The sequence below is a fragment of the Paenibacillus sp. PL91 genome, assembly GCF_012935325.2.
GTDB lineage: Bacteria > Bacillota > Bacilli > Paenibacillales > Paenibacillaceae > Pristimantibacillus.
The window spans coordinates 288,491-303,737 of the sequence record NZ_JABBYG020000007.1 but is presented as its reverse complement, the minus strand read 5'-3'; the positions used below and the strand labels follow the sequence as shown (position 1 = coordinate 303,737).

Annotated in this window: 7 protein-coding genes; all 7 read right to left on the bottom strand. The window is 44.5% G+C overall.

Annotation, left to right across the window (positions count from 1 at the left end):
* Nucleotides 1-30 precede the first annotated feature (30 nt).
* The 7 genes from HI950_RS18325 to HI950_RS18295 all read right to left on the bottom strand — a co-directional run bounded on the left by HI950_RS18325 (nt 31) and on the right by HI950_RS18295 (nt 15,212).
* Nucleotides 31-2,133 (bottom strand): hypothetical protein, encoded by a 2,103-nt coding sequence (locus HI950_RS18325; protein WP_169084564.1) that lies wholly within the window; start codon nt 2,131-2,133, stop codon nt 31-33.
* A gap of 200 nt (nt 2,134-2,333) precedes the next feature.
* The gene (locus tag HI950_RS18320; RefSeq protein WP_169084562.1) at nt 2,334-5,039 is read right to left on the bottom strand and encodes an S-layer homology domain-containing protein; all 2,706 of its coding nucleotides are present in this window, start codon (nt 5,037-5,039) and stop codon (nt 2,334-2,336) included.
* Between the two features lie 491 nt (nt 5,040-5,530).
* The gene (locus HI950_RS18315; protein WP_169084560.1) at nt 5,531-9,640 is read right to left on the bottom strand and encodes an S-layer homology domain-containing protein; all 4,110 of its coding nucleotides are present in this window, start codon (nt 9,638-9,640) and stop codon (nt 5,531-5,533) included.
* Between the two features lie 261 nt (nt 9,641-9,901).
* On the bottom strand, nt 9,902-11,044 hold the full coding sequence (locus HI950_RS18310; RefSeq protein WP_169084558.1) for a glycosyltransferase family 4 protein: 1,143 nt from the start codon (nt 11,042-11,044) through the stop codon (nt 9,902-9,904).
* Between the two features lie 103 nt (nt 11,045-11,147).
* Nucleotides 11,148-11,852, bottom strand: coding sequence for a WecB/TagA/CpsF family glycosyltransferase (locus HI950_RS18305; RefSeq protein ID WP_169084771.1), 705 nt, complete (start codon nt 11,850-11,852; stop codon nt 11,148-11,150).
* A 64-nt stretch (nt 11,853-11,916) separates the two neighbouring features.
* A complete protein-coding gene (csaB, locus tag HI950_RS18300; protein WP_169084555.1) occupies nt 11,917-13,095 on the bottom strand; it encodes a polysaccharide pyruvyl transferase CsaB in 1,179 nt (392 codons plus the stop codon).
* A complete protein-coding gene (locus tag HI950_RS18295) occupies nt 13,059-15,212 on the bottom strand; it encodes a DUF5693 family protein (protein ID WP_169084553.1) in 2,154 nt (717 codons plus the stop codon). Before HI950_RS18295 ends, csaB begins: the two co-directional genes overlap by 37 nt.
* Nucleotides 15,213-15,247 lie beyond the last annotated feature (35 nt).

Here is a 15,247-nt window from a genome sequence, read left to right as displayed (position 1 = left end):
TCCGCTTCTTAAACTAGTAAAATTATTACATTACTTTACTGCAGGATCAGCCCAGTTTAGATAAGGTGACCATTTGATTTGTTTCGTAACAAGCCTTGCTTTAAAGCCATTCATCTCTTCATAAATACTTACATTAAACGTTGGTGAAATCAGTTTGTTAGACATACTTTGAACAATATTCGTATAGTTGCTGCCGACTTTCCATACATACTGTCCGGATGCTGCTTCAATTTCAAAAGGGATTTGCAGCATGACTAAATTAGTTGATAAGTCCTCAAAAACAAAGCTGAATTTCTTGTTCGTGAAACCATCATAGCTAGTATCGCGTGTAACGGTACCGTTAAGGTCCACATCAATAGTCGTATCATTCAAGTAAGCAATAATATTATCAATATTAATGGTATAGGCACCGATTTTTAGATTACTGAAACTATTTGTCTCTTGCAATGGCAATGGTAGAGCGTAACGAGCTGCATTAATATATCCTTTTACAGCTGCATCCGTTGCTTTCACGATACCTTCGTCATTGTAAGCCAATCCTAAAACGAGACTTGCATTAGCCAAATCAACTTCCTTCGGCAGCTCAGCCGTTACGAGCACTTGCTCCTTTTTCGATGCATTGATTAGATTGTTCGTTTTAGTAATAGATACCGTATACTTGTTACCTGATGTCGTTTCTAGATATCCTGCCAATCTCGAGGTTGCAACTGCAGTCTCCTGATTGTTCGTTACATCCAAATAGGCTGTATACAAATTATTTGTGGATCCTTCCAGCACTTTAACTTCCGTCACCTTTGTCGTGAACTTTTGTCCAAACGTATCGATAATATTCTCTCCACCAATGGCAACAGCCTTATTTGTTAGTGGAGCAGGTGTATTCAATGAAGTTAGCTCACGCTGCGTCTCGCCTTCCTTCTCAAACAGCTTAAGCTTCAAATCGGTTAGAGAAGTGCTGGTCGGTACTGTACCCGTGTAGTAAATGGAAATGGAACCGCCAGCAGCCAAGGATACTTGTGAATCCGATAAAATAGCTTTTGTTGCTATTTCCGCATTGTTGCCTAAATATAGAGCACCTGTAATCTTAGGAACCGGCGCTGTTTTCGTTCCGGCATTTTTAATTTCCATTTTGCTGATAATGTTTACTTCATTCAACCAAGAATAACGCTCAATAGAACTAACTTTTACATTATAGGAGTAATCGCCACTTACATAAGCGTAATTGTTCGCTGTCGTTGCTGATGCTGCATTCAAGCTCAAGTGAAATTTCACCACAGGCAGTGTGATAGCAGTCGCTGCCTCACCAACTGACTGCGTAACGACCAGCTTTAAGCCTGTACTTGAAATGGCTTTAGGCAGCGAAACGGATAGCTTTACATTTTCCAATATTTTCGAACGTAATGTAATGCCTTGAGCAGTATCAGTGGTCGTTTTAATCTGATACATCGCACCGTTGTTCGCTTGAAGGTAGAAAGAAAGGTTCGACAAAGTTACTTCAAAATTTTCTGTATTTCTCATCGCCAATTCAACATTAACGACATTATTATCAGTACCTTTGGAAATTGTCGATTTATTGATTCTCATGTTTATAACCGCATTATTTATCTTAGCGCCTTTATAACCATTAACTTTTACGTCATTGGAGTAAGATACAGGGAACGTAAACTTGCCTAATTGTTTTTCATAGCCAGCAACCGAGAAGTCGAATTTAATCACATTTAAGACAAGATTATTCAATGAAACAGAAGCAGGAACTTCACTGTAGAAAGTAAGAGTTACATTCGACTTAGCTGGTACCATCTTTTTCGCTTTATCGCTTTCAATCAAATTCGCAACATACTTTGTGCCGCTTGTTGATTTTAAACGAACCCAATAATCACGTAAATTAATTGGAGCGCTACCGCCATTATAGAATGTAATCGCAAAGCTTGCCATTCTTCCTTTGCTGCTCGGAATAATATCCGCATTTTCAAGCTTCACATAGGAGTTGCTCGTTATGTACACCGGTTTAAAAGTTGCCACAGCCGCTGCTGCATTACTGTTGGATGGCAGAGACGGCAATAAAAGAGCCATTATCAACAATATGGCTAAAGCAAGCTGGCTCTTTAAAAATTTTTTTCTTGGTAAAATGTTCATAATTTTTGATCACTCCGTATCTTTTTTTATATAGACGTATAAAGCAAGCAATAGGTTTCGTTTTCTTAAAAACTATTTATTGTCCCCCCTATCACTTCACTTTATCGCTATTTTATTATAACAAGAATATATGAATTATGTATGAACACAAAAAAAGAATCCGGTGAGTTCCCTCACCGGATTCCTTCATTTTGTGTAGATTAGTTTTTGTAAACTACGATTGCTTTAGCAAGTGTGAACGTGCCATAGCTTGAATCGCCAACTACAGCAATGTCATACTTGGAAGAAGCTTCGCCATTAAATGCTGTTACATCAGCGAAGATTCCATCAGTAGTCAATGTGTCAGACACTCTGTCGTACACATAAATTGCAGTAGAGCTGTTTACATAGTATTGAGTGCCGCCTGTCAATGTAAGAGTACCATCATTCAGGTTAGCTGCAGTGATATCTTTGCCAGTTGCATAAACAGACAATGTGTCATATGCAGTGCTAGCTTCTTTCAGGTCTTGAGAAACACCAGCTGGATCAACAGTGTCTTTCAATGCTACAAGCGTTTTAGTACCTGATTTGTAAGTCGAGTTGCTAGCTGTTAGATCAGCAACAATTGCGTTGTAGATTTTTTTACCTTCAGTACCAGTCAGAGCAAATGTCTCATTAGTACCTTTGATGTTAAGTGTTACGGAATAGTCGTCGCCGTTTGCACTAGCATTTACGAACAAACCGTATTTAGTTTCTTTAGCATCTTTAGCTGCTTTTTCAGTAATTACTACATATTTAGCAAATGTAGAAGTACCTTCAGTAATAAGTGTTACTTTATTACCTGCAGAAAGGTTAGCCAAGCTGCTTACAGAGATTGAACGATCGCCGCCGTTAGCAGCGAAAGCTTTAGTACCATCTAGAACGATAGTGTTTTCGTTAATGTCGTAAACAGTTGTGTTGCTGCCAGTTGTTACTTTAAGTGTTTTGTCTGTTTTCTCAGAAACAGTAGTTGCTTTCGTCAAATCGCGAATCTCGTCGATACCATTGATGCTGTTATCTGATTTTTTCAAGTTCCAGATAACGATTTTAGCTTCTGTGTTGTTGAAAGGAACAGATGCTGTAGTGTTTGCAACATCATCGCCAGTGCGAACCGCAGTACCATCAGTACCAGCAGTATTAGTATCATTCCATGTTGCAGCGTTTAGCTCAACATTTTTTGTAGCATTTTCTTTAATGGAATAGTACTTGAATACGTCTTTTGTAGAAGAGAAAGCGTCAGTGCCTTTAACATTACCTACCGCATTAAGAATAATGCCGTATTTAGCGTCAGCACTTCCACCGCTCACCAACTCAGCGCCAGCAATTTTGCCGTCTTTGTTCAAGAACAATTTGTAAGAAGCATCTTTAACCAGTTCATTTGGACCAGTAAGAGCGCCAGTTACAGAAGAGTAGTTTTTGCCATCTACAGTGTAGATAATAGCTCCATCAGCTTGAGTGGATTTGCTAGTAACTTTACCTTCAACAACAGTACGAGTTGCAGTGATTTTAACTGCTACTTTATCTTTGTTGTTAACAATGTCAAGAACATCGTTTTTAACAAGATCAGTTGCAGCTTTCACTTCGCCATTGATTGTAACGGAAGTAGTATCACCAACAGTTACAGAGTTGTTTTTAGTAAGAACGCGTGCTTTTGTTGTAGAAGTTGCTGCAACATAAGAATCAAATAGTGCATCAGCAACATTTACTTTTGTAAATGTAACTGCACGAACTTTACCAGCAACGCCTGCAGTAACGTTTGCAGCTGTATTGTCATACAGGAACACAGAAACGTCAGTGTCCTTAGCAACTGGGAAATCACTAGCTACAGTTGAATCGCTGTTTACATAGTAAGCAGAAGATGTTACTGTGTCATACTTACTTACAGCAGAACCGATTTTAACTTCAACTTGAGGCGCATTGTTGAATGAAGCGTTAAGTTTACCAGTAACTACGTTGTCAGCAACTTGGTTGTCTGTAATAGCACGGATTTTACCGTCTTTATCAGTAAGGACAGTCAAGTTGTGAGCAAGAAGGTCGGACAATGTTTTGCCGCCAGTAACGATAAATTTAGGTGCCAATGTTTTTGGAACGTTGTTCAAAACGATACGGCCGTTTGAATCAAGAACTGCAGAGTTCAAAACTTGCTCCGAAGTTGTTCCAAGACGTGAAATCAGCAATTTACCAGTGTTGCCGTACAATTGAGCGTCAGCGTTCCACTCAACTAGGTTTTCACCAAGTGCGTTGCTTACTAGTTGTGCAACTACACCACGTGTAGTAACAGTTCCTTGTGCAAGCGTTGTTTTGTTGAACAGGTCAAGCGACTCAGCTTTCAACAAAACATTGTATGGCCAAGCGCCAGTCAAGTTCTTGTCTTGGTAGCCAAGAGCACGAACAATGATTGCTGTTACTTCTTCAAACTTGATGTTGTCGCTAGGACGGAATTTACCAGTGCCTTTGTCGCCAAGCAAGAAGCCTTTGCCAGCAGCTACGTTTATGTAGCCAGTGTACCATTCGTTTGTTTTAACATCTTTAAATTGCGATTTAACGTTTTGAAGTGCTTTAGCAGCAGTTTCGCTACCAGTTGCAGCAACGATTACTTTTGCCAATTCTGCGCGAGTAATGTTGTTTTCTGGTTTGAACGTGCCATCTTGGTAACCTTGAAGGATATCAAGTGCTGTAAGCTCTTCGATTGCGGATTGGTTTGGTTTACCTACCACATCCGATGGTGTTGTAGTTGCTGCAAAAGCTGTAAGTGATGTTGGAAGTACTAGCGCTGCCGATAGTACAAATGCTGCTATTTTTTTCTTCATAACCTTTATTTCTCCTCCTCTAAATACATGCGGTTGTTGAGAGTTTTGTTTAAATAGTGAATTGCTCTTTTCCCTCATAGCTGATTCACCCCCTTTCCAGAGTTGAGCATAGATTTGATATAAATGATGTCCACGATCATGATAAACCCATTTGTAAAATCATGTCGTAGAAACTTGTAAAAAAGGCTAGAAAATTGCTAGAGTAGCGGCACCACTTTAATATTATACAATGGGCACGTCATACCGTAAAGAGGAAGTTGAGAATTCATTCCAAATGGCTACCAACGAGAGTAGGTCCTGCGCATCAAATCATGCGTTTGTTTCAACTTCATGTATTTAAACGCATGTGGGAGTAAAAAGTTGCGATGTTCCGAAAAAAACTTTTTATTTTTTTCATTCGTGCTTTTTCTCACCTTATGTATTCGCGTGCGCGTACTCTGTTTAGTACTTTGCTAGTATAGCTTGTATTCATAGAGCTCGTCGATGCAAAACATTTTCCATGGATAATGTTTCACTTTTTTTATTGACACAAAAACAGACCGACTCGTGTGCCGGCCTGTTTTTGCTTCTTATTTGCTATAAATCTTAGGCAATTTCTTCAAATCAGTCATTACTCTAGCCATTATTATGGCGGCATCGCTGCGTAATAGCTTTGCTTTTGGCTCAAACACGGAACCAGATTTTGGATTATTAGAATCAATTAATGAGCCTTGGATAAAGCCTTTTTTCTGAATCGCCAAAACGGATGGTATCGAATAATAGTCAAAGCTGCCTGAATCCTTGAATGCCTTATCAAGTGCCAACTTTGCTTTTTTCGCGTCCGTCTCCATCTTCAGGTTCAAGGCTCTTGCTAATACAACCGAGGCGTCTTGGCGAGAAAGTTCTACATCTTCATCGAAGAAGCCTGGTCTTGTACCTCGTACAAAGCCTGCACGTGCTGCTGTCTCGATATAACGATAGTCATAAATGGCATTTGCATTGTTTGCGTTTGTAATCGTCTCTGGGAAATAAGAGAAATGCATGGAACCGCCGTAATTCAGTGGAATGTCTAGCGCACGAATGATCATGCGGGTGAATTCACCACGAGTTACGTAGCGATCTGCACCAAAGAAACCAATTGGATCAACTGCATTCATAACGCCCTTAGAATAGATGGCTTCCATAGCCTCACGCGCATAAGGGTGGTCGTTAATGTCGTTATAACCGCGAGTAAGCTTAACCGCAACATAATACCCGAATTTTGTAAAAGGTACGGTCACCGTATGTTTCTTATCATCTACGACACCGCCAATATTTTCCCAAGTGCTATTGTAAGGATCAAACCGGAATACCGTAATTGTTGTTCCAGCGCTTTGCGATACCGTACTGTCGTAGGACAATGTAAGTTTGCCTGGCGCTGTTGGAGCAAGCTCAAGACCAAATTTATTCCAGCGTTTAGCAAAACTGTCGGATGGCTTGCCAACAACGTTCGGAAACGGGAACGGATCTGTTCCTGTCGTCACGGGATCAAACGCTGGAGAGGTTGGATCTGGATTGTCGGCTTGACCTCCATCTATCCAGAACAACGGACTTGCCTTTATGAATTGTCTAGCTTGATCCTGGAACCGAAACCCAATATGCAGATTGCCTTCAGCCAAGCTATTTGATGAATAGTTAGGCGGCTGGCTTTCAAATTCATGACGATCGACAATTCCATCATTAGGGCTTGCGATAGCAAACAAAATATCATTTCCGCTATATACTTGTCCTGAAAAATCCGTTGAAGAGTTATAAGATGGACGAACCAACTTGCTGTTCTTCGCGAATGCTAGGACAAGTTTTCCGTCAAATACCTTGTGCGAGCTTTGCATCGTTTGCAAAAATTGAGCGCCTGGTATATTTGCCGGCTGGTACACCATTTCAAAGGAGTCGTTAATTTTATCCTCGCCGCGCGTAATGGTAAATTTAATGTCATTTTCCTTGTTCGGCTTGAGATCCTTAACGGTAACGCTAAATGCATCAATCATTACTGGCGTGCTTTGATTGTAATCGATGAATTTCACTTTCTTGGCAACTTCTTTACCAACTGTTAGCGAATCAGCGCCAGGTGACGAAATGATAACTTCGACAAAATTTTTGTTCGTCGTGCGTTTCTCAACTAGCGGTGCCAAGATCGAGAAAGGAATCGATGTCGCATCGATCTCCATTCGGTAGGCTGCCCGCGGGCCTGCCTCTCCGCTATTGAAGACCGTCATCACATAGACCTGAGAGCTTCCATCTTCCGGCATCTTTTGCCTTGCAATATTGAAGTAGAAATATTGTTTCTCTACATCATAATAGAAATCAATTTGAGCATCTGGTGTAGATACAGTTTGTCCGGCATTGATTGGAGCCACTCCAGTCAACGGCACGCCTTTCTTTGTAGCTGTAAACTCCTTCGTAAGATCCCATTTAATATCGCTGCTCCAGTTTGGCGATGAGATGCGGACAATATATTGGTCTTTGCCCACCAAATTTGTATGACCCGTAACAAATGAGCCTTCTCCCCCAAGATCAACGAAATCAAATGTGCCATGGACCTTCAACTGAGCTTCTTTTGTCGTGTAGATGCTGCCCTGTTTCGGGAAATTAGCATCGTTAGGAAGCGGCTGCGACAAATTATAGCTGTAAGGGTAGACACCGTCTGTATTAGGAGCCGGGATAACAGGCAAATTCGTAGGTACAACGCTAAATTTAAACGTATTTTCATAGTTGTTCTTTGTTGTGCGGAAAACAAACTTTACGGTGTTCTCCCCCGCTTTGTTCAGAATGCTGAATATAGAAGTGGCAGTCCCTTTAGGTTTAAACGTTGTATTTGTTGTGTTTTTTTCCAAAGGAATTTCGACGTTATTAATGTAAAGGAATACTGTTTGTCCGGCAGTTCCATAAACGACTTCTGCCTCATTGGCTACATTAAATAACTGACCGTTAAAGAGGCCAAGCTTATTTAATAAAATTAGCGGATCTGTATCTCTTACCGAATCGTACTCGACCTTCATCCCTTCAACAAGCGTGTTGAATTTCACATAAGGTCCGTACAATAGTTTTGCTATGATTGTTTTCACTTCACTTGAGCCATTTGAACCTGCATTTAACTTGAAAGTAATGGGATTTGTTCCCGATGTAGGCAGTTTATTGATTTCAACGAATAAGCGTAAAAAAGGCGTCAATTGATTATTAACGGTGCGATAAACAATCTCGGTATGATTGATTTGCGTGAAGCCTGAATCTGCAGCCGCTTGAAGTTTACCGTTTATTTCTAGCAAATTCGTAAGGTTTGTACCGAGACTTGCATAGTTGCCTACCAAAACCTCTACACCCATAGGCATGGAATACACATTTACGCCGTCGCTTGGAATGTCTGTTCCTTGCAATCCTTGAAGGCGGCCAGCATTAGGCGTTGTCGTGTTCATGGATGAATCATAGCCCGACAAATAATTGATATCGTAAATATAGGAAATGTTGCTGTTACGTACAACAAAAGGTGTCCAATCCGAGCTTTGGAACACTAATCCGTTAGGCGCAACCAATCGAAGCTGATTGGATTCGTCAAAAGCAAGTGCTGGCAAATTAAATTTATAGGCTACCGTGATAAATTTAGTGGTGCTGTCTATTGTTGCAGGTGAGAATGTAACGGAACTTGTAATTACAGGGATTGGGACTGCGGCTGCTGCACCCTTCTTCAGCTCTAAGCTTAATAATTTTGCTAGATTAGTTTGATCAACAGTAACCACTGCTGAAGGATTAGTACTATTCGTTAGATCATGTAATGGAAGCGGCAAGATTACTTTACCTGATACTTCTAAAGTATTTGCAGCAACCGAGTCTGTCGAAAAGTTCATATTCGGTTCTATAGCAGCTGACTTAGGTGTTGCTGGCGCTACCGATGACATCTTCAGATCGTAAAAAGTAACTTCGCCGTTATAAAAAGCTACCTCGCGTGTTGTCTCCACGATTTGCCCGTTATTGTGCACCTTCAGCACAATTGTATTGATCCCCTTATCGATGCTAAGCAAAGAGGTGCTGAACCTACTGTCGCTTGTTGAATTCGATACATTAAAATCGTAGCTTCTGCCGTTTATAACGATCGTTATTTTCTGTGCATTTGGCGCTTTACCCGAAATAACAATTTCACCGTTTTGCTGTACGACAGGAGCTGTCGAGTATAGCATCGTCGGCTGATCTTCCGGCATAGCATAGTCTTTATTCTCAAATGTAGCCTTTAGATCATATAGCATTGGACTGTTGCGGTATTCAATATAGATGGATTCGCTGACTGTTGAAGTACCAGCTATCCCTTTGAAAGTAATTTTGTTCAAACCAGGAAAAAGAGTAAGGTTAGAGACTACAATGCTGTTGTCACCAGCTGATGTAGAAATGCCTGTAGTGATCTCTTCGGTCGTATTCACTTCGTTTTCTATGGAGCCGTTCAACGTAATTTGTTTTACATTATAACTAATCGAATTACCGACTACTCCGTTAATCGTTCCCTCAAGCCTTACAGATTGGCTGGAAACAATACGCGCGCTTCCTGCCGATGCATTTTCATTAGAAAATAAGAAATATGAGCCTGCTGCCGAGGCTGGTTGTGAAAGGCCGAACGGCGGCAACAATGTAATTAACAATGCCAACGTAAGCGCTAATGAAAGTAATCTTTTCAAAACAATGTTCCTCCTTTATGTATATGACAAGCATGGGTGTTAGAATATGAGATGGACTGGCGACTGTGCAGCTTGCTTCCGAATAAACCTTCCTCCCTTTTCCTCCTTAGTCAGCTTTTTGATCATTGCAGTTAGTCACGCTGACCGCAGAAAAGTTCTGTATTGTTGTTATCGGTTTTTGGCTTCCATTTTTTTAGTGAAATGAGCAATTTAACACAAAAAAAAGAGCCCTGAATCCCTTGCGGGAATCAGAGCTCTTGTTTATTTCGAACGGGATTCGGCGTCAACCTTGAGCCTAAGCCTCATCCGGTTTAAGAAGTTAATTAGCGGCCTGCGCGTTTTGTCTACGATACCTGTTACCTCTGCACCGATTTGCAGGAAGAACATCAGCAAGCAAATAACGGCGAAGGTAATCCAGTTCGCAGCGCTCGATTGCACGACAGCTGATTGCACGATAGCTAATGCGCCGAATATTGCTGCCACACCCCAAATGATCAATACGGTGCGGCGGTGGCTAAAGCCGAGGTCGCGCAGCCTGTGATGCAAATGGCCTTTGTCTGGCGCGAAAATCGGACGCTTGTTCACCCAGCGGCGAACGATTGCGAAGAAGGTATCTGAAAGCGGCACGCCGATGATAAGCAGCGGCGTTACGAATGATACGATCGTAACTTGTTTGAAGCCAAGCATCGAAAGCGTTGCTAAGCTGAAGCCGAGAAACAGCGAGCCTGAGTCACCCATAAATATTTTTGCAGGATGAAAATTGAACACGAGAAATCCTACGATTCCTCCAAGCAGCAGCGTGCTTAGCAGGATGACCGGTTGAAAGCCCATCAGCGATGCCATCACAACGATCGTCGCGATTGCAATACCGGACACACCGGCAGCAAGCCCATCCAAACCGTCGATCAAGTTAATCGCATTCGTTACTCCAACGATCCATAGAATCGTAAGCGGAATGCTGATCCAGCCGGCAATCGGCTGCATCGTTTCGCCGAACGGAATGTTCAGCAGGTCGATCTTTACATCAAAGCCGAATACGACAACGCATGCCGCTGCGATTTGGCCTAGGAGCTTAACCTTTGCCGACAGCTCGAAGCGGTCATCGAAGGCTCCTAAAATAATAATCATCGTACCGCCAACCAGCAGCGCATTGATCATATTGGAATCTTGAGGACGGAGCAAGCCGTCTGGTATAAATGGCGACAGAATAAAAAATGCGCCCACAAATGCAATATAAATAGCTAGACCGCCAAGACGCGGCATAATGCGCGTATGTACCTTGCGGTGGTTTGGTTTGTCTATTGCGCCTACTTTGAATGCAAATTTCTTTACTAGCGGCGTCATCGCAATGGCAAGCACTAAAGCGATTATGAACCCAATTGAATACAGCAAGCCAACTGGCATGTGTGCAACTCCCCTTTTTTCTCTACCGAAGTGAATTATACTCCGATTGAAAAAGAAACTCCAACTCCGTTTTCACCCAATTTTCATGGTTTTAACGAGATTTTCACGGTGTAGGCCTAGGTTTTGTTACGTTTTCTTTGTCGCGAAGCACTTTCACTACGAATTTCGGCAAAACGAGCATTCTTTTGTACCTTTTCGGCTCTTGAAGCAAGCGATAAAACCATTCCAGGCGAAGCTTTTGAAAAATGACAGGAGCTCGTTTCAGCTTGCCTGAAACAACGTCAAAGCTTCCGCCAACGCCCATAATAAGAGGCACGTCTAGCTTTTTCTTAAATTTAACGATCCAAGGCTCCTGCGTATCCGCTCCTCGCGCCACGAACAATAGGTCCGGCGCTGCCTCGCGAATCGCTTCAACCACTTCCTCGTCCTGCTCCGGTCCAAAAAATCCGTTCCGATAGCCAACGATCCGCACCTGCGGATACTGCAGATGCAGCTTCTCGGCTGCCGCTTCAATGATCTCCTGCGAGGTGCCGAGCAGATAGGCCTTCCATTTGCGCGATTCTCCCTGCTGGAAGAGCCGGTGCATCAGATCAAATCCCGTCACACGCTCTGCTACTGGATTGCCCACATGCTTGGCAGCCCATACAACACCCGCGCCGTCAGGCACAATAAGATCCGCGCGGCGGATCATCGCACTGTAATGCGAATCCTCGACCGCAGACATGATCATGATCGGATTAGCGGTAATGACATGGGTCACTTTTCTCTTTTCGATAGCTTCTGTTAAATAATTAACCGTCTCATCCATGCTGGCCTTTGAGAACGGAATGCCGTAAATCGGCACTGTCGGTATTTGTTTCGACAAGAGGAGCTCACCTCGATATGTTATGACGCAACAAATGTACGATTTGTTGCGCCGGTTTTTGCGATTGTTGTTTTAAAAGGTCGATGGCTGGCTTGTGCTTTGCTTGCCAGCCAGCCTTATCCTCCAGAAGCGAGCACGCCGCATCTGCAAACGCTTCGGCATCGAGCGTTTCCGTCGAGCCGATCGCACTTAGCCCTAATCGATTAAGGAACTGATCGATTTTGGGGTCGTAGGAAAGGCCAAGCATCGGAACCATTTGGCCTGCTGCATAGATAAGCGCATGGAGGCGCATGCCGAACAAAGCGTCGCACCGGCTGACCGCCAGCAGCATTTGCTGGGGGTCGTCGCCGGGCGCGGCCAGCTCGGCGGTGGAGCCGGAGCCGAGCCTGCCGCGCAGCCGTTCCATCACCTGCTCCGACGTTTGCGTGTCGGAGGGGGTGTGGAACGGCAGGAAGCGCAGCCGCACAGGCATGCGCTTCGAGAGAGCGACTAGCGCTTCGGCGGCGCGGGCGAGATCGCCGCCGTCGCTGCGCCAATGGCGCAGCGATACGCCGATTACCGGCGGCTCATTCGCGTTTAGCGAGCTTGCGGCTTGTCCAGCCGGCAAAATGCGCTGAGCGTCATTATGCGCTTCGGCCGGGAGCGGCAAGCCCATGACCGGATCGGGAACGACGTCGATCCGCTCTGCCGGTACGCCAATCCGTCCAAGCAATGCAGCGGATTCAGCATCGCGCACCGAAACGTATGCGCTGCGCTTCATCACGCTGCGGATAAGCGGGTCCATCCAGCGGCGGTTCACAGGGCCAATGCCTTGCGAATAAGCAAAAGTAGGCTTGCCAAGCAGCTGCGCCAGCTTCATAACGCCCGTATAATAAGGAATCGTCTTCGCGCTTGTTGCGTCCTGGAGGAGGCTGCCGCCTCCGCTAATCAAGCCGTCGCTGCCTCGCAGCGCCTTCCATAAATCCGCAGGATGCATCCGCCTCACGGATTCAACGCCGTACATTTGGCTTGTCCAAGCCGGATCGGCAGACAGGACGACCGGTACGATCTGAACGCCCTGCGCCTCTCCTTCTTCCTCCAATGCAAGCAATATCGATCTGAGCACCGCTTCGTCACCGCTATTGCGGAAGCCATAATAGCCCGATATTACTATTCGACGAATTTGCGAACGATTGCCGGTGCCCATTTGCGTAATACCCCTTCCAGTAGCTGCCATGCCACGATCAATATACAGCCTATAATTGCTCCTGCACCTAATCCGAGGATCACTCGAATGATTGAAATGTACAGCGGCGTATGAAGATGGGCGAACGTATCAACCATCGACAGCTGTCCAATCGAGCCGATAATGATGAGCAGCCATGCCGCGCGGTACCGCAGCGATAAGAAAAGACCCAGCAGCAATAGAGGATGCGCAAGCAAAAACTCCTTGAAGCGCGGCCGAACGCCAAATGACGATTCCAAAAAGCGGCGGATCACAAGCTCTATCGAGGATACTTGACCGCTGTTGCCTGTACGCGACAGGTAGTAGTAGCCAATGATTCCGATTACTGCCGCCAAAATAATCCAAGTTAACGTGATTGGTTTCGAAAGCAATGACTTCAATCGGCCTACGGTTATCTGACTGTTATATAGGAACACATATATAGCAACCAGCGCGATTGGTGCCAAATGAAGCAAGCCCACTCCGCGGAATTGCTCCAGCTTCAGATTGTATGTGATGTTGTTCAATAACCCGAATACAATCGGCACTGCCATAAGCGTAATCAACGTCGCTACAATAAACCAATTCAACGCAAGTCCAAAGCGTCTTCCCGTGGACAACGCTGGGAAAAGCCACTTCATGCGGTTTCCATTTTCATATACAGCACCTGGCTGATGCGTGGTTTGTCCTTGTTGTCCTTGCTGACTGCGCCCCACGGACCACGCAGGTCCGCCAATTACCCGCCGGTCCCCAACCGTACGGGAGTAAATCCGATTCATAACCCACACAAGCGCGAGCGTAGGAGCCGCAATTGCCGCACCTAGAGCAAGCCCCTGCTCCATAATCGAGCTGTTAAGCTTGTACAAGCCCGCGCTTCCGACAAGTCCGATTGCAAAGACCGGAATGTAAACGCCGGGTATAAACGCGCCAACGAGCAATGTAATTAGAGCGACCGCGCCTGCGGCTACAACCGCACGAACCGGTTTATTCCATGAAGGCTGCTCATAATCGAACGGTTTCGGCGTGCCTGGCGTAAAGCCTTCCTTCGAAAGCTTCGTAACAACGCCATCTTCCGCGCTCATCGCTTCGGCGAGCCTGTCCAAAGAATGAACAACCTTAGCTTTCTCGGTGCTCGACTCTACCAATCCGTTGATGAAGAACATCCGGATATTACGGTCCTTCGCCGCCAAAAGAAAACGATCGGAAATCGCGCTTGTTGTCATGGTCATCCCATCTTGTTCAGACAAGGAATATAACCTTACTGCATTATAGTTTGTAATATATGCTAATTTATTTATGCCTTCTTGCGGTTTTTTTAAATTTTCGATCACAGCGACGCCCATATCGTATTTATTCAGCAGCTCGCCGAATTTATCCAAGCTGTTGTCCATCGCCTGATCTGATGCGCCCTTCACTGTATCGCCATCAAATAACACGCGATTAACGCCGTAACCCTTTAATGTGGCAAGAAGCGCATCCGTTGCCGACTGATCGTACGGCTTAACGCGGTCAGATAAGCGCGGCAGTATGCCAAGACCTGCATCATGAATCATTTGCAGCGACATCGGGTCAAAATCCAACGTTTTCATTACCGCATCCGCGATTGGAATTTCAACAACAATACCGTTGCGCCCGCCAAATGACCAGTCGCTGTAAGGCGCCTCTGCAAGATCAAACGCCTTGCGCAAAATCGGTCCAATCATCTCTTCTTCTTTGGGACCATTAAATAAAATATAAGTAAAATTTTGGCCGGGCGCTTCAAACTTGCCTTGCAGCATCGCTGCATCCCTGGAGCTGTAATAAGTCAACCTGCCCGATAGCTGCAGCTCCTTAAGCGAGCTCTCATAGACGGCCATCGTCGTAATGCCGGATTCCTTCAGCATCGCCAGCTTCTCCGTCATGAAGGATTGCGGCCTTGCCTGCTTTTCCGCGACCTCTATAATGTCGCGGTAATCAAATACATATTCCACTTGCTTTGATGATTTTTCCATCTCCATGCGAACGGCGCCTAGCGGCAATGCTGCCGCTACCCCGATTATTGCGATGACCCAAAGTACAAACCTTGCCCGTCGATTCCATTGCTGCCAACGTAAAAACACGTAATTCCTCCGTTCTAAACAGGTTGATTATCGTT

Bases quoted from the DNA above. Each gene is read 5' to 3' on its own strand.
- HI950_RS18325 (WP_169084564.1), bottom strand. From the start codon at position 2,133: ATGAACATTTTACCAAGAAAAAAATTTTTAAAGAGCCAGCTTGCTTTA.
- HI950_RS18320 (WP_169084562.1), bottom strand. From the start codon at position 5,039: ATGAGGGAAAAGAGCAATTCACTATTTAAACAAAACTCTCAACAACCG.
- HI950_RS18310 (WP_169084558.1), bottom strand. From the start codon at position 11,044: ATGCCAGTTGGCTTGCTGTATTCAATTGGGTTCATAATCGCTTTAGTG.
- HI950_RS18305 (WP_169084771.1), bottom strand. From the start codon at position 11,852: ATGGATGAGACGGTTAATTATTTAACAGAAGCTATCGAAAAGAGAAAA.
- csaB (WP_169084555.1), bottom strand. From the start codon at position 13,095: ATGGGCACCGGCAATCGTTCGCAAATTCGTCGAATAGTAATATCGGGC.